This window comes from Vibrio sp. 10N.286.49.E11, assembly GCF_041469505.1.
Taxonomy (GTDB): Bacteria; Pseudomonadota; Gammaproteobacteria; order Enterobacterales; family Vibrionaceae; genus Vibrio; species Vibrio crassostreae_C.
The window spans coordinates 136532-154298 of sequence record NZ_JBFRKQ010000034.1 but is presented as its reverse complement, the minus strand read 5'-3'; the positions used below and the strand labels follow the sequence as shown (position 1 = coordinate 154298).

At 45.9% G+C, this 17767-nt stretch carries 10 protein-coding genes; 5 read left to right on the top strand and 5 right to left on the bottom strand.

Translation table 11 applies throughout. The features are described from left to right. Positions 1-26: 26 nt before the first annotated feature. The gene (gene elyC / locus AB4167_RS07685; RefSeq protein ID WP_104216130.1) at positions 27-887 is read right to left on the bottom strand and encodes an envelope biogenesis factor ElyC; all 861 of its coding nucleotides are present in this window, start codon (positions 885-887) and stop codon (positions 27-29) included. A gap of 115 nt (positions 888-1002) precedes the next feature. On the opposite strand from elyC, the gene cmoM reads away from it, so the two are divergent. The 5 genes from cmoM to fdhF all read left to right on the top strand — a co-directional run bounded on the left by cmoM (position 1003) and on the right by fdhF (position 13085). Beyond that, entirely contained in the window at positions 1003-1788 is a 786-nt protein-coding gene (gene cmoM, locus AB4167_RS07680; protein WP_017063509.1) for a tRNA uridine 5-oxyacetic acid(34) methyltransferase CmoM, read from the top strand. Between the two features lie 125 nt (positions 1789-1913). Further along, complete coding sequence (gene mukF / locus AB4167_RS07675; protein WP_017055049.1) at positions 1914-3251, top strand: chromosome partition protein MukF; 1338 nt, start codon at positions 1914-1916, stop codon at positions 3249-3251. Then, positions 3232-4038, top strand: a complete 807-nt coding sequence (gene mukE, locus AB4167_RS07670; RefSeq protein WP_102319673.1) for a chromosome partition protein MukE — start codon at positions 3232-3234, stop codon at positions 4036-4038. The genes mukF and mukE overlap by 20 nt, the downstream gene beginning before the upstream one ends. Then, complete coding sequence (gene mukB / locus AB4167_RS07665; protein WP_102319672.1) at positions 4035-8495, top strand: chromosome partition protein MukB; 4461 nt, start codon at positions 4035-4037, stop codon at positions 8493-8495. The genes mukE and mukB overlap by 4 nt, the downstream gene beginning before the upstream one ends. Before the next feature lie 360 nt (positions 8496-8855). Beyond that, complete coding sequence (gene fdhF / locus AB4167_RS07660; protein ID WP_372136372.1) at positions 8856-13085, top strand: formate dehydrogenase subunit alpha; 4230 nt, start codon at positions 8856-8858, stop codon at positions 13083-13085. Between the two features lie 124 nt (positions 13086-13209). On the opposite strand, the gene AB4167_RS07655 is transcribed toward fdhF, so the two are convergent. From AB4167_RS07655 to cmoB, 4 genes are all read right to left on the bottom strand, one after another. Next, positions 13210-14190, bottom strand: coding sequence for an alpha-L-glutamate ligase-like protein (locus AB4167_RS07655; protein ID WP_029235672.1), 981 nt, complete (start codon positions 14188-14190; stop codon positions 13210-13212). Between the two features lie 3 nt (positions 14191-14193). Then, a complete protein-coding gene (locus AB4167_RS07650; protein ID WP_372133572.1) occupies positions 14194-15699 on the bottom strand; it encodes an inactive transglutaminase family protein in 1506 nt (501 codons plus the stop codon). 17 nt (positions 15700-15716) lie between these two features. Then, the gene (locus AB4167_RS07645; protein ID WP_372136371.1) at positions 15717-16457 is read right to left on the bottom strand and encodes an ATP-dependent zinc protease; all 741 of its coding nucleotides are present in this window, start codon (positions 16455-16457) and stop codon (positions 15717-15719) included. Between the two features lie 314 nt (positions 16458-16771). Beyond that, entirely contained in the window at positions 16772-17743 is a 972-nt protein-coding gene (cmoB, locus tag AB4167_RS07640; protein ID WP_372136370.1) for a tRNA 5-methoxyuridine(34)/uridine 5-oxyacetic acid(34) synthase CmoB, read from the bottom strand. Between the last annotated feature and the right edge of the window lie 24 nt (positions 17744-17767).

Sequence of the window (17767 nt, the reverse complement as noted above, 5' to 3'; positions counted from 1 at the left end):
GAAAGCCGCGATGAACCTTTAAAGATTCAATTGGCTTCCTGAGGCTGAGCCGCAGAAACTTCACCGTCATCTTCAACTAAGCTGGAAGCTTCTGGAATCACCGGCTCTTCAACAATGTCATTGCTTGTATCAAGCCAATCACGTAAATCTTGCCAAACTAATCCCATGGTTTCGTGCCAGTAACGCTCAGTCTGCTCAAGGTAGAGAGCTTTTGGCATGTACTTATTCCAAGGCTCAACAACGCCTTCTTGTGCAAGGTAGTTGGTTGGTGCAGGCAGTGGTTTCATACCAGCTGCATGGAATTCATTGAGTGCACGAGTCATATGGCTCGCTGAAGTCACCAGAACCATTTTTTTATTCTTAACGAACGCAGCGGCTTGGCGAGCTTCTTCCCAGGTGTCTTTTGCGGTTTCAAGCAGAATGATGTCGGGCTTTGCTACGCCAAGTGCTAATGCAACTTTAGCCATCATTCTTGCGTTACTGACTTCAGTGCCTGCGCCATAGCCAGACAAAATGAGTTTTGCACCAGGGTAAAGGCGTAGAATACGAATCCCTTCACTTAAACGCATCAGGCCGGTGCGGCTAAGTTCTGATGTCGGTGGAATATGGTCGTCTACGACGTGACCACTTCCGAGAACCATTACGTAATCGACGGTTTCATCGACAGGTAAAAAAGCGGTGTGTTGCCTTTCCATTGGCATTAAAAGTTGACTAGAAACTGGTTGGAAAGCGATTAGGAAAATACCACATAGGGCTGAAAGGGTGATTAAGCAACCCGTCTTCCTTTTGGTAGTAAACATCACTAGGGCTAAACCCAGAAAAGCGAGAATTAACATTGCTGGCAGTGGCATCAATAGCGAAGACACTACTTTTTTCAGCTCAAACATATCCGAATAGTCCGAAAAAACATCACTTAGTAGTAAAAAGAGACATCGCCTCTTTATTCCTGGAATTCCTGTGACAGAATAGCAGGCACGATAGGACATAATAACTCAAGTAGCCGTGACTGAAGACCGTAATTTCGACGATATTGCCCACAAATTTGCAAAAAATATTTACGGCTCTGACAAAGGAGAGATCCGTCAGATCATCGTATGGGAAGATTTAGAACAAGCTTTGAGCAAGTTTGAGCAATCAGCTTCTCCGCTGCATGTGCTTGATGCTGGAGGCGGCCTTGCACAGATGTCGCAAAAAATTGCGTCGCTTGGGCATAACGTTTCTCTGTGTGATCTCTCTTCTGAAATGCTGAAGCTCGCAGAAGAAAGTATCAGCGAAGCGGGTTTGCTAGAGCAATATCGATTTATTCATTCACCAGTACAAAAAGTCGCAGAACATCTAGATGAGAAAGTCGATTTTGTGATGTTTCATGCCGTAATGGAATGGTTAGCCGATCCTAAAGAGGCGCTTGATTTATTGCTTGAACAAGTTAAACCGGGTGGCGTTGCCTCGATAATGTTTTACAACCACCACGGATTAGTCCTGAAAAATGTGATTTGTGGCAACATTCCTCATGTATTGAATGGGATGCCACATCGAAAACGGTTTAAGCTGCAACCACAAAAAGGCTTGAAGCCGGAAGAGGTTTATCAATGGATAGAAGACGCCGGTCTAGAAATCTGTGGTAAATCAGGCATTCGTTCCTTCAGTGACTACATAGGTAATATGGAGTACATGGGCGATTACCAATTTGAAGATGTATTGGAACTAGAAAAACAGCTATGTCGCCAAGAGCCATATCTGTCGCTAGGCCGTTATATTCACGTTTGGGCTCAAAAACCTGCGCAATAACAGCGGTGAATGTGGTAAAAGAAGCCACAACATGCGCTATGCAATCGTAAGAAGCCCGCGTCATAAAGAAATAGGCGTCATATCTAATACATTCGATATGACGAAGAACAGTAACAGGAACCACAATGAGTGAAATGACTCAAACTGCCGAAGAGCAGCCAATTGATGAGTTGGTGGGCTGGGTCAAGCAGCATGATTTTTCATTAAACTTGCCACCAGAGCGCTTAGCATTTTTGATTGCTATCGCAGTACTAAGCAATGAAAGGTTCGATGAAGAGTTGGGCGAGGGTGAACTGCACGATGCATTTACCATCGTCACTCGACTGTTTGAAGATACTGGCGAAGCGTCCGCGTTTCGTGCCAACAATGCCATCAACGAGTTAGTTAAACAGAAGTTGATTAGCCGCTTTACCAGCGAAATCACCGATGGTGCGAGTATTTATCGCTTATCACCATTGGCGATTGGTATTTCAGATTATTATTTACGCCACCGTCAGTTCTCTAAGTTGAAACTGTCTATCCAGCTTTCTATGGTTGCCGATGAGATGGCAAAAGCCATTGAAGCAGCACAAAAAGGCGGAACTCCAGGACATTGGAGAAAGAATGTTTACGGCGTGCTCAAGTATTCTGTTGGTGAAATTTTCGATCAGATTGATCTTAACCAACGTGTTATGGATGAGCAGCAGCAAACCGTTAAACAGCAAATTGCCGACCTTTTAAACAAGGATTGGCGAGAGGCGATTAACAACTGTGAAACCTTGCTTTCAGAAACCTCGTCCACACTAAAAGAATTGCAAGACACCTTGCAAGCGGCGGGGGATGAACTGCAAACACAGATCCTCGATATTCAAGAAATTGTTTACGGTGACGATGAACTCGAGTTCGTTGGCGAAACCCTGTTCGGCTTGCAGATGAAGCTAGACCGAATCACCAGTTGGGGCCAACAAGCCATCGATTTATGGATCGGCTACGACCGCCATGTTCACAAGTTCATCCGTACCGCGATTGATATGGATAAAAACCGCGCCTTTAGCCAGCGCTTGCGTCAGTCAGTCACTGACTACTTTGATGCGCCTTGGTTATTGACCTACGCCGATGCTGAGAAGCTGACGGATCTTCGTGATGAAGCGCTCGTGCTTCGTGATGACGAAGTGATGGGACAAGCACCAATCGACGTAGAGTACGAAGAATTTGAGCAAGTAAATGACCTGCTTTCAGATCGAATTGCAGAGATGTTAAAAGCTCACAAACAGCAAGGCGCGCCAATTGATCTTGGCCTTGTGTTACGCGATTACCTCGCTGCACACCCTCGCACACACCATTTTGATTTAGCCAGAATTGTTGTCGACCAAGCCGTGCGCTTAGGTTACTCAGAGTCTGACTATCAGGCTATTCAGCCAGATTGGCAGGCAATTAACGATTTCGGTGCAAAGGTACAAGCAAATGTCATTAACAAGTACTGATGATTACATGCCAGAGAAACTGGTAAAAGCGATAGCGAACCCACTGTTCCCTGCGCTAGATAGCATGCTGCGTTCAGGTAAGCATGTTTCAACAGAAGACCTAGATAACCACGCGTTGCTGTCTGATTTTGAAGTTGAGCTTCAGCATTTCTATCAACGCTACAATACGGAATTGGTAAAAGCGCCGGAAGGTTTCTATTACCTGCGTCCGCGTTCTACGTCTCTGATTGGTCGTAGTGTGTTGTCTGAGCTCGACATGTTGGTTGGCAAGGTGTTGTGTTTCTTATACCTAAGCCCAGAACGTCTTGCTCATGAAGGTATCTTCACCAACCAAGAACTGTTTGATGAGTTGATGTCGTTAGCGGATGAGAAAAAACTCATGAAGCTAGCAACCAACCGTGCGTCTGGTTCTGACCTAGATAAAAAAAAGCTGTTCGAAAAAGTACGTACTTCTCTACGTCGCTTACGCCGTATCGGTATGTTGATTGCGATTGGTGAAACGGGCAAGTTCCGTATCAGCGAAGCGGTATTCCGTTTTGGCGCTGACGTTCGTGTTGGCGATGATATGAAAGAAGCGCAGTTACGTCTTATCCGTGATGGTGAAGCTGTGGTGCATACCCAAGAGCCTAACCAAGGTAGCTTGTTGAATGAAGAACAAGCGGAAGCCACATCAGAAGTAGATGCAGACGTAGACGAAAACGGTCAACAAGACATTTTTAACGATCAAGCTGACTTTGACCTTGAGTCAAATGCTGGCGAACAAACAAAAGTAGAAGGTGAAGCATGATTGAAAGAGGTAAGTATCAATCATTAACCATGGTCAACTGGAACGGCTTCTTTGCGCGTACTTTTGATATTGATGGATTGGTTACAACGCTTTCTGGCGGTAACGGTGCGGGTAAGTCGACCACAATGGCGGCATTCATCACAGCACTGATCCCTGACCAAAGCCTTCTGCATTTCCGTAACACAACGGAAGCGGGTAGCTCGCAGTCATCTCGTGATAAAGGCCTTTACGGTAAGCTTCAGCCAGGCGCATGTTATGCCGCGCTAGATGTTGTGAACTCTCGTAATCAACGTCTATTGTTTGCAGTAAAACTGCAGCAAGTTGCGGGTCGTGATAAGAAAGTCGACATCAAACCGTTCGTTATTCAAGGCCTTCCAAGCCATGTGAAACCAACGGATGTGTTGATTCAGAACGTTTCAGACAGCCACGCTCGCGTATGTCAGTTGAACGACGTGAAAGCGGCGGTTGCACAATACGAAGGCGCGCATTTTAAAGCCTTCTCTTCGATTGTTGATTACCACTCACAGATGTTTGAATACGGTGTGGTACCGAAGAAACTGCGTAACAGCAGCGACCGTTCTAAGTTCTACCGCCTAATTGAAGCATCACTTTACGGTGGTATCTCAAGTGCGATTACGCGTTCTCTGCGTGATTACCTGTTACCGCAAAATGGTGGTGTGAAGAAAGCGTTCCAAGACATGGAATCAGCACTACGCGAAAACCGTATGACGCTAGAAGCGATCAAAACGACTCAGTCGGATCGTGATTTGTTTAAGCACTTGATCACTGAATCTACGAACTACGTGGCAGCAGATTACATGCGCCATGCTAACGATCGTCGCAACAAGCTTGATCAAACCATGAAGTTCCGTGGTGAGCTGTTTGGTTCTCGTGAAACCTTGCTTGATCAAAACAACTTGTTGAACCGCGTTCAAGAAGAACTAGAGTTACTTGTCGATCAAGAATCAGCACTAGAGCAAGATTACCAAGCGGCTTCGGATCATCTGCAATTAGTTCAAACTGCACTTCGTCAGCAAGAGAAAATTGCCCGCTACAGCGAAGATCTAGAAGAGCTTAACGAGCGTCTAGAAGAGCAAATGATGGTGGTTGAAGAAGCTCAAGAGCGAGTACTTCTTGCTGAAGAGCAGGCAACCATCACTGAAGAAGAAGTGGATAGCCTGAAAACTCAGCTTGCTGACTACCAACAAGCGTTGGATGTTCAGCAAACGCGTGCACTTCAATACCAGCAAGCGGTTCAAGCATTAGAGAAAACTAAGCAGTTGCTTGGTGATGAATCTATTACGGCAGAAAGCGCACTAACTCTGGTTTCAGAGCTAAAAGCACAAGAAGAATCAAGCACTCAAACGCTACTGTCGACGAAGCATAAACTAGACATGTCTTCTGCTGCTTCTGCACAGTTCGACAAAGCGCTCGCTCTTGTTAAAAGTATTATCGGTGACGTTGAGCGTAAAGAAGCGTCTAGCAGCGCTAAGCAAGCTTTAGAAAAAGGCCGTAACGCAAAACACGTTGTTGAAAATGAACAGCAGTGGCGTGCTCAACACCGCGATATGGCTCGTGATGTGGCTCAGCAGCGTCAAGCAAAAGAGCTAGCGACTGAATACCAAAAGCAACACAACATCTCACTGACTGACGAAGCGGTTTTCGATGAAGAACGTGAACGTCATGCTATGCAGATCGAGTCTCTTGAGTACGCTCAAGAAGAGCTGCGTGAAGCGAAGAGTGAGCAACGTCGTGTACAACAAAACCACGATCAAGAGATTCAAAAACTTGAGTCTATTGCTCCAGCATGGATCACGGCAAACGATGCGCTTGAAGCATTAAGAGATCAAACCGACGCTGAGCTAGAAGATAGCCAAGCGGTGATGACTCAAATGCAACAAGTGCTTGAAGATGAGAAATCTCAAGCGGTAGCAAAAGATCAGTTGGCTACGCGCCGAGCTGAACTTGAGCACGAAATTGAGCGTTTAGCGTCTCCAGGTGGTTCTAACGATCCTCGCCTCAAAGGCCTAGCGGATACGCTTGGTGGCGTGCTGCTTTCTGAGATCTACGATGATATCACTATTGGTGATGCGCCGTACTTCAGTGCGATGTACGGCCCAGCTCGTCACGCAATTGTGGTTTCTGATCTTGATGGTATTAAAGAGAAGCTGGTGGATCTTGATGATTGTCCAGAAGACCTTTACATCCTAGAAGGCGATGTCGATGCGTTTGATGACAGTTCATTTAATGCCGATGAGCTTGAAGGCGCAGTATGTGTTCAGCTGAACGATCGCCAAATGCGTTACTCACGTTTCCCTGAGATCCCACTGTTTGGCCGTGCGGCTCGTGAACAACGTCTAGAGAAATTGCGCGAAGAGCGTGATGTTGTTGTTGAGAACCACGCGAAAGCCGCGTTTGACTCTCAAAAGCTGAATCGCCTATATCAAGCATTCAACAGCTTTGTTGCGAAGCACCTGCACGTTGCGTTTAACGCAGACCCAGAACAAGCACTTGCTGCGATTCGTGATAAGCGTAATCAAATTGTTCGTTCTCTGGCTGAGCTTAACTCTAAAGAGCAGCAGCAACGTAGCCAGCTTCTACAAAGCAAGCAGGCACTCGGTGCGCTAGATAAATTAGCACCTATGGTTCGTATTTTAGAAGACGAAACATTGGCTGAGCGCTTAGCTGAATTAGAAGCGCAACTAGAGCGTTTAAGTGAAGCTAAGTCTTACTTGAATAGTCATGGCAAAGCGCTTACTTCTCTAGAGCAAATCGTATCTGCACTAGATGCTGACCCAGAGCAGTTCGAAGCCTTGGAAGCCGAATATCGTCAAGCCGATTACGCACTACAAACCCTAAAAGGCAAAGTGTTCGCGCTGTCTGATTTGATTGAGCGTCGTCACTACTTTGCTTACGCGGACTCTGTTGATTTGCTAAACAAGAGCAGTGAACTGAGCGAGCAATTAAAAGCGAAATTGGTTCAAGCAGAGCAAGCAAGAACCAAAGGCCGTGATGGCTTGAAGCAAGCTCGCGAACAGATGAACCAATACAACCAAGTATTGGCGGCACTGAAGAGCTCACATCAAGCGAAGCAAGAGACGGTTCAAGAGTTCAAACAAGAGCTACAAGAGTTCGGCGTAAACGCTGACGAAGGCGCTGAAGAGCGTGCTGTACGTCGTCGTGATGAACTTCAAGAACGTCTGCACACATCTCGCAGCCGTAAGAGCGAATACGAGCGAACGATTACGTCAACAGAACTTGAGATGAAAGCCTTGGCTAAGCGTCTTAAGAAAGTTCAGAAAGAGTACACAGAGCTTCGTACTTTCGTTGTTGCAGCAAAAGCAGGCTGGTGTTCAGTACTTCGCTTAGCTCGTGAAAATGATGTTGAACGTCGTCTTCATAAGCGTGAACTGGCTTACCTAACGGCGGGCGAGCTTCGTTCTATGTCGGATAAATCACTGGGTGCTTTACGTCTAGCTGTAGCTGACAATGACGACCTACGTGATTCGCTGCGTCTATCTGAAGACAACGCACATCCAGAGCGTAAGGTTCTGTTCTACATTGCGGTTTATCAACACCTTCGCGAGCGTATTCGCCAAGACATCATTCATACGGATGATCCGGTTGAAGCAATCGAAGAGATGGAAGTTGAGCTAGCTCGACTAACAGAAGAACTGACGCAGCGTGAAAACCGCTTGGCGATCAGCTCTGAGTCGGTAGCAAGCATCATCAAGAAAACGATTCAGCGCGAGCAGAACCGTATTCGAATGCTGAACCAAGGTTTGTCTAACATTTACTTTGGTCAGGTTAAAGGCGTACGTCTGAACGTTAAGATCCGTGAAAGCCACGAGATCTTGCTATCAGGGCTAGCAACTCAACAAGAGCAACACAAAGACTTGTTTGAATCAACGCGCTTTACCTTCTCAGAAGCGATGGCGAAGTTGTTCCAACGTGTTAACCCACATATCGATATGGGTCAACGTTCTCCACAAGTTCTAGGTGAAGAGCTACTGGATTACCGCAACTACCTAGAATTAAGTGTTGAAGTTAACCGTGGTTCAGACGGTTGGTTACAAGCGGAATCGGGCGCACTGTCTACGGGTGAAGCGATCGGTACTGGTCAGTCTATCCTACTGATGGTTGTTCAGAGCTGGGAAGAAGAGTCTCGTCGACTTCGTAGCAAAGACATCGTTCCATGTCGTTTGTTGTTCCTTGATGAAGCAGCTCGTCTGGATGCGAAATCTATCTCTACCTTGTTCGAACTGTGTGACCGTTTAGGTATGCAACTTTTGATTGCAGCACCAGAGAACATTAGCCCTGAGAAAGGCACAACCTACAAACTGGTTCGTAAGGTCTTTAAAGATCACGAGCACGTACATGTTGTTGGCCTGCGCGGTTTTGCTCAAAACAAACCGGCATCCCCAGTTCAAGAGCTTATTGAAGAAGCTGAGCAATAACCTTGATAGCCGAGTCATAGCCTTGATAGCCGAGCAATAAGCTTGATAACTGAGTTATAAGCTCGAAAGCGACTCAATGATATTTGTTCAAAGCCCCTAATCATTAGGGGCTTTTTTGTACCTTGAATCTAATTTCTTACTTCTACAGCAGAACCCCTCCCGCTTAATCCTTTCGTCGACACTGATAAGACCACTCATACATTATGGTTATTATCAATGGAACTTGTTTGAGGTCACACGCACAAAACCACAAATAATGTATGGTAATGACATAGATTTAATAATATTAATAATATTGTATTACTTAAATTTTAATTGTTGATAACTCGCGTGTGCGAAAGGTAAAGGTAGGACTTAGGTATGATTCAAATCGTGATTGATGGGAAATATCGAATCGTCGAGCAAGGACAAACCGTTCTTGAAGCGGCAAAAACATGTGGTTTGGAGATCCCATCTTTATGTGGTTTGAACAAAACAGCGGATAAAGTGCCGTGTGATTTGTGTGTCGTTGAAGTTGATGGCGTTGGTGTTACTCGCTCTTGTGAGCTTGAAGTGTCTAATGGGTTGAATATTACCACTCAGTCAAAACAGTTAACGAATCATCGACAAGAAGCGTTGAATCGCATTATGACCGATCACTACGCTGACTGTGAGGCGCCATGCCAAACAGCCTGTCCTGCTGGGGTCGACATCCAATCTTACCTGCACCATATTGCTCAAAATGATCACATTAAAGCGATTGAAGTGATCAAAAAGACATTGCCAATGCCGCTTTCAATTGGTCGTGTGTGTCCTGCTTTCTGTGAAACCGAATGTCGTCGTAACTTGGTCGATGAATCCATTGCGATTCGCCAACTCAAACGACACGCTGCCGATGCGGATCTAGCGGCTCAAGAGAGCTACATGCCAGCGAAGAAACCAAATAAAGGCAAGAGCATTGCTATTGTTGGTAGTGGCCCCGGTGGGCTTACGGCGGGTTATTACCTATCTAACGAAGGCTATGAAGTCAGTGTCTATGAGTCGATGCCCAAAGCGGGTGGTTGGCTGCGTTACGGTATCCCTGAATATCGCTTACCTAAGTCGATTCTAGATAAAGAAATCGAGTTGATGTGTCGCAACGGAATGGTGGTTGAGTGCGGTAAAAAACTCGGTGTTGATTTTACACTGTCTGATTTAAGTAACGATTTTGATGCGGTTTGTTTAGCCGTTGGCGCATCACAAGCGGTTGAAATGAATTACCCGGGTAGTGAACTCGGCGGTTGTTATTTGGGTGTCGATTATCTGAAAGATTACGTGACCGATCAGCAGTATGTCACAGGTAAAAAGGTCGCAGTAATTGGTGGCGGAAATACCGCGATTGACTGCGCTCGAACAGCGGTGCGTGATGGCGCGGATACTACGCTGATTTATCGTCGTACTCGAGATGAGATGCCTGCAGAAGATTACGAAATCGAAGAAGCTGAGCATGAAGGTGTGAAGTTCCATTTCTTAACCAACCCGGCAGCAAACATAGCCGATGAAAATGGTCATGTATCAGAAATACGATTAGAGCGTATGGCTTTGGGTCCGGCTGATGCTTCAGGTCGTCGCAGCCCTAAACCAACGGGCGAGTTCTTTGTTGAAGCGTTTGATACGGTTATTGCTGCCGTGTCACAAAAGCCTGATCTGAGTTTTATGGACAATGAAGCAATTGATATTCCTCTTACTCGTTGGAATACCGCAGATGCTGATCCACAAACCATGCATACCGGAACCGGAAATATTTTCAGTATTGGTGATTTCCGACGCGGCCCTGCAACTGCAGTCGAAGCGGTTGGGGATGGGCGTATTGCTGCACAAGCGATCGATCGCTTCTTCCATGGTGATATGGAAAATATTCCGGCTAAACCGTTTAACTCAAGAAAGCACAAACAGCTCAAAGCGGTGGATCCTGAGCAATACAAATCTATACAACGCATGGCGCGCAAGATCATGCCTGAGCTAACGCCCGAACAGCGTGAACAAAGCTTCGATGAAGTAGAAACAGGGTTTGATAATGCCGATGCAATCGCTGAAGCTGCAAGATGTCTAGAGTGTGGCTGCCAAGCTAATACAGATTGCGACCTACGAGACTACTCGACTGAATACAAAGCAACGCAAACCCATCCTGAATACAAAATCGATGTGGCTTCGAATGAGAGTTGGCAGGCGATTCGTGCTGAAGAAGCGAAGGTCGGGTTAACAAGACAAAAATTTTCGGTCGATGACAGTTCTGAGTTCATTATCTTTGACGCTAACCGCTGTATTAGTTGTGGCCAGTGTATCCAAGCGTGTCGAGAACAGAATGTTCATGGCGTTCTAAGCTTCATGAACCAATCGGATGGCAAACCTGCATCAAGACCAGAATGTCGTCCTAACTTTGGGGCGGACAAGACCTTAATGGGCGACTCAAACTGCGTTCAATGCGGATCGTGTATTCAGGCGTGTCCAACCGGTGCAATGGTCGATGCTCGCGACAGAAAGCAGGGAGACACAGACGTACTCAAGAAAGTCGATACCATCTGCACTTATTGCGGTGTGGGTTGTAAGTTAACCATGCATATCGATGAGCAGAAAAACAAAATTCGCTATATCGAAGGCGGAGACTCTCCGGTTAATGAAGGCATGTTGTGTGTTAAGGGACGATTTGGCTTCGATTTTGTGGGCAGCGATGCGCGTTTAACCACACCATTAATTCGTAAAGATGGCTGGTTGCAACCTGCAAGTTGGGATGAGGCAGTTAAGCTTATTGCCGAGAAGTTTACTGCGATTAAGCAAGGCTTTGGCAGTAACGCTTTAGCGGGGTTCTCGTCGGCGAAAACCACCAATGAAGATAACTATGCCTTCCAAAAATTCATACGTCGTGAACTCGGTACCAATAACGTCGATCACTGTGCGCGCCTTTGTCACGCATCTACTGTTACTGGTTTAGAGGCTTCGCTAGGTAGCGGGGCGATGACCAATGATATTCCAAGCATCAAGCACTCAGATGTGATCTTTATTATTGGCTCCGACACCACGTCAGCACACCCAATTATTGGCTCGCATATCAAGCAAGCTGTGAGACATGGTGGAGCGAGATTGATCGTTGCCGATCCAAAACGAATCGATATTGCTGACCATGCTGAACTTTATTTAGCGCACCGACCGGGTACTGATGTAATGTTGATCAATGGTGTGATGCAGCAAATAATCAAACACGGTTGGTACGACCAAGAGTATATCGAAGACCGTGTGGATGGCTTTGATACCTTGCTTCAAGAGGTAATGTCACCAAGTTATTCACTAGACAAAGTGGAGCTGGTAACTGGCGTTAAAGCGGAAGACATCTTCGCAATGGCGCGATTGATTGGTACTGCAGAGCGTACAGCGGTGTACTACTCGATGGGCATTACGCAACATACCACTGGTCACGATAACGTTCGATCAATCGCTAACCTACAGCTCTTGTGTGGCAATATCGGAATTGAAGGCGGCGGTATCAACCCATTACGTGGTCAATCCAATGTTCAGGGTGCGTGTGACATGGGCGCATTGCCAAATAACCTTCCGGGTTATCAGAAAGTGTACAACCCAATGGTTCGTCAAAAATTCGCGATGGAGTGGGGTGTTTCTGACTTACCGGCTGAAACAGGCTTAACGTTGACCGAAATTATTGATGGAGCGTGTCATCGAGATGTTCGTGGTCTGTACGTAATGGGCGAGAACCCAGTGCTGAGTGACCCGAACCAAGCGCATGTGATTGAAGGTCTTGAAGCGTTAGATTTCCTCGTGGTTCAAGATATTTTCTTAACCGAAACCGCTCAATATGCCGATGTGGTGCTACCGTCTTGCTCGTTTGCTGAGAAGTCTGGTCATTTTACTAATACCGAGCGTCGTGTTCAGCGTATTAACCCGGCGGTATTGCCTCCAGGTGAAGCGAAAGAAGATTGGGTGATTATCCAAATGTTGGCTAATGCGATGGGCGGCAATTGGGAATATGACTCGGTTGCTGATATCACCAATGAGATAGCGCGTGTCACGCCACAGTATGGTGGTTTACGTTGGGAGAACATTACGGTGAACGGCGTGCAATGGCCAAGTAATAAGAACAACCCTGATGGCACACGTATCATGCACCAGACCCAATTTACGCGTGGGCGTGGTCAAATGGAGGCGATTCCGTTTAGATACGCTGCTGAGCTACCGGATGCGGAATACCCGTTAGTATTAACGACAGGCCGTATTCTAGAACAGTTCCACACCGGAACCATGACACGTAAAACAAAAGGGTTGGATAACTTAGCAGGGCCGCGTGCCATGGTGAGTGTTCATGATGCTGAAGCGCTAGGTATCTCGAATGGTCAGATGCTTAAGGTCTCAACACGTCGTGGTGAAATCGAAATCGCGGCCTTTGTGACTAAACGAATGCAAAAGGGTGTGGTATTTATTCCATTCCATTTTGTTGAATCACCAGTTAACCGTTTGACTACCACAGCGACTGATCCACACGCGAAGATCCCTGAATTTAAGGTGGCGGCTGTGCGTATTGATCCTATTCGTGAGCCTGAGTGTGAAGTAACAGAGGCTTAATCATATTAGCTCGGTGAAGACGGCTGGCATTAAAAAGCCGCGTAACTCTCAGAGTTATGCGGCCTTTTTATCGAGCTAGATTCAGTATCAATAACTGAGTCGTTTCGCTTTAATTTAGATGAGCTTAGTTTTGAACAATTTCGCTACCGTGAACACCAAATTGCTTAGCAGCGTAGGCAACGCGCTCTGCTGGTTTTGGGTATTCAGCCGGTGTGCCCAGGTTTTCAATATGATGCAAGCGAGGTAATAAACCTGCGCCGTTTGCAATCTGTATTGCTAATCCAGGGCGAGCGTTTAGCTCCAGTACCATCGGGCCTTCTTCTTGGTCTAAAACCATGTCCGTACCCATGTAACCAAGGCCTGTCATTTCCCAAGCACTTGATGCAAGTGTCAGCAGCTTTTCCCAATGGGGTACTTGTAGTAGCGCCAACTCTTTCCCCGTATCTGGGTGGTGAGTCACTGGGTGGTCAAATTGAACCGCACGAACGGCTTTACCCGTAGCGATACAAATACCTACGCCCACAGCACCTTGGTGCAAGTTAGCTTTACCATCAGAAGCCGAAGTCGATAGACGCATCATCGCCATTACAGGGTAGCCCTTGAATACAATGATTCGTACATCTGGTACACCCTCGTAACTGAAGCCGTCAAAACACTCGTCAAACTTGATGAGGTTTTCAACTACAGCAACATCGTTCTTACCACCGAGTGAGAAAAGACCCGCGAGAGCGTTACTGATGTGGCGCTCTACGTCTTCTTCATTGATAGTCGAACCCGATGGCTTGGTGTAAACGCCGTCCTTGTGAGAAGTCACAACAAGGATACCTTTACCACCACTGCCTTGAGCTGGCTTGATTACGAAACCCGGCCACTCTTTTACCATCTTGTGGATTGTTTTTACTTCAGCTTGATGACCAATCACGCCAATCAGTTTTGGTACAGTAGCACCAGCCTGTTCAGCAATGATCTTCGTCTTAAGCTTGTCATCAACGAGTGGATACTTGGAACGATCATTGTAGCGACCAATATAACTATGGTTACGCTTGTTCATTCCCATTATGCCTTTGTCTTTCAACCTAAACGGTGAAGTAAACTGATCAAACATAACTTAGTCCTCCGCTAGCGGTTTAAAGCGACGAAGCTCGGTTAGACGGTATCCTGTGTAGTTACCTAGTAGCAAGATGGTCGCTAGAATAACAAGCTGTAAACCAATAAAGTTAAACGTTAAATGCTGGATGAACGGGTTAGTCATGCCTAAGTAAACAAGAACAGCGGTAAATAGAGAACCACCACCTTGTAGCACTACCTCTTTCGCCCCTTCTTCTTCCCATAGGATAGACATACGTTCGATAGTCCAAGATAGGATAATCATTGGGAAGAACGTAATGGATAGACCTTCAGTCAGACCCACTTTAAACGCGACCACAGTGAATACAGAAATAATCATGATTACCGTGATGATTACGGCGGATATCCTGGCGACCAGTAGTAAGTTGAGTTTGGACAAGTAACTTCGAATAATCAGACCCGTACCTACGATAAGTAGGAAACCGACAATACCCGTTACCAATTGTGTTTGCACAAAGGCTACCGCAATCAGTACTGGCATGAAGGTACCGGACGTTTTCAGACCTATGATGACACGAAGGAACACAACAATCAGAGCACCGATAGGAATCAGCATGATGGTTTTAAACATCGCTTGCTCTTCTAGCGGCAGACTATGAATGGAAAGGTTTAACAGTTGATCCGCAGAGACTTTACTGTTGGTTGCTTCAGTGGGAGTCACCTCCTGAGCAATCATCGAGAAGTGAACTTTACTGTTCTGACCGCCAACCACGTCTAATAGAGATACATTTGATTCATCCCAAATTAGCAGGTTTGGCTGAACTTGCTGTTCGCTTGATTCAGGAGAGAATAAAACCCATTGATCGTTATCCCAGATCTGGTTCATTTGCTGGATAGATTGACGACGACGTCCATCTTCTAGCTCGATAACACCAACCACTTTATTGTGAATGTTTGCTGCTGAAAGTAGCTTGTGTGTCGCTTCCACTTTAGTCATGTTATTCAGAATAAGCGCTGAGTTTTGGCTGTCTGGATCGTTAAGTGTTTTGATGAGCTCACGGGTAAAAGTGAGGTTGTCTGCAGAACGCTTTGTCGCTCTATCAATCAATGCAAAAGAAGCGGCTTCTTCAGGGCCGTCGAAGCTTGGCTGTGCGACTTCGCCTTCTGGCGGTATAGCATCAACTTTTGCTTGGTTGTCGACTAGGAATTGTGTTTTGTAGTAGATAGTTTGAGGGCCATCTGCGTATCGAATAGACCACTCTGCGCGGCGACCTGATTCGGTATTCAAGTAAGAGATACCATAACCCGGCGATGAAGCCGATTCGCCGATAAGTGTGTAGTTAGACTGAGTATGAGGAGCCGCTAAGGAAACTTTTGCTTCTTTGCCTACTGCGTTGAACTCGATGCGAGCTTCAACGTCCCAAACCTGTCTGGTTTCCCCTGGAGTCCAAGGTACACCGTAGGTCGTATGTCTGAACATACTCAGTGTTATACCTGCCACAATAAGCAGGAATATAGAGATATAAAATGGAATTCTTGACGTCATAGCTTACCCTACTATTGTTATTTAACTTCCGTTTGTACGTACTTTTTACTTACATCTACTAGCGCTATGTCTTTGATAAATTCGCGCCCTAGTAACACAGGGTGACTCATTTGAGAGCGATCCGCCAATGTAAATTGCGCTTTTTCATGGATTTTTCCAACTTTCACCCATAATTCGATCACAGCTCGACGTTCTGCTTGATCATTGGTTGATTGACGGATTTTTACATAACGTACAACAGGCGCTTCAATCCATTTCTGGTCTTCTTTAGCTTGGGCTTTGTCGTCTAGGTGAAATTTAACCCAGTTCTTGCCGTTACGTTCGAATTCTTTGATATCGACAGCGTTTAAAGAAGAGGTGGTTGCACCTGTATCAACACGAGCATCAAAGCTTTGCTTGATAGAGTCGATAAACACTTTTTCGATGCCGCCAAGGATAGTCGGTTGTGATATAGGAGCGATAGGAGCAACGGCAATAGCGACCGGTTCCTCTTCCTCTAGCTCTTCAATAACCTTGTGTTCCATGCTAGTTAGATGGACATCTAATTGGCTAGAAAGGGTAGTAATTTCGTCTTCTAAGCTTTCAATATAATCACTTTGATTGCTTAGTTGCAGTTCAAGATTTTGAACCTTATTTGCGATGTTTGTCTCTGAGCGGGCAATAGCATCGAGAGTTTCTTGGTGGTAGGCGGCACCGTTAGTCAGGGTACAACCAGAGAGCAAACCAACCGCCACAATCGGCGATAATCGCTTAAACATAAAAAAACCTTTGAGAATTAGAGAATAGTTCAGACTATTTAGAAGTTTAGCCCACAAAAAAGGATGCGTGAAGCATCCTATTGTAAGAGTCTGGTCATATTGAATCGCAATGTGAGCGCTACGCCAATTATTGCTATTTGAAATAGCTCACTTATTAAACATAAGTCAATTTTTGTTCAATTTGTGAGCTCAGGAAGAAAAGTTCATCGCGAAATCAACGGTGACTTTTTGACCATGGCAAGCCATTGTTTTGCTGTCTTATATAGGCTTGTGTTTTATTTACTCAATATGCCACTGCTTTGTGGGCAGAGATTCTATGGTTTTGTTGCTACCAAAATCGCACGTCTTGGCGCTGGGTGGCCTTCAACCGTTTTATTTGGATCGTTCGGATCTAGATAATCTGGAAGAGAGTTGTGCGTCATCCATTCTGTGGTGCGTTGTTCACCAATTGTCGTGACATTTTCATCAACGATACGTACGTCTTCAAAGCCAACTTGTTCCAGCCAGCGTTTCAGTGCGCGAGCTGAAGGGAAGAAGTACACGTTTCTCATCTGTGCGTAACGGTCAACAGGGACCAGTACCGCATTTTCATCGCCTTCAATGACTAAGGTTTCAAGAACCAGTTCACCGCCAGACACCAATTGGTCTTTTAGCTGAATCAAGTGGTCAAGTGGCGAACGACGGTGGTAAAGCACACCCATGCTGAATACTGTGTCGTAGGCTTCTAGCTTTGGCAGCTGCTCGATACCTAGAGGTAATAGGTGAGCACGTTGGTCATCGCCCATTAACTTACGAATTGCTTCAAACTGAACCAAGAATAGATGAGAAGGGTCGATACCAACCGTTAAGCGAGCACCTTCACCGAGCATGCGCCACATGTGGTAACCATTACCACAACCTACATCGAGAACCGAACGGTTTTTCAATGGGGAGATATGTGGAAGCACACGATCCCATTTCCAGTCACTACGCCACTCAGTATCGATATGAATATCGTGAACCGTGTAAGGGCCTTTTCTCCATGGGTGGAACGTCTTTAATAGGCTTTCTAGCTTTTTAAGCTCACCTGTGTGAAATGGTGTTGAGCTGCCAATCGTCACTGAGTTCTTCAGGTCAACTTGGTCTGGTACACCTTGTGGAATCTTGTTTAGTGCACGTAACCAACGGTCGAAGTCACCGTGCTCTGCATTTTGCCAATCTGTCAGTTGCTGTGGCAGAACATTGAGCCACGGCTGAAGGCGAGTGTCTTGGGCAATAAGTTGATAAAAATTGGCAAAATTAAACATAGTTTTTCACTGAGTTAATAGGGG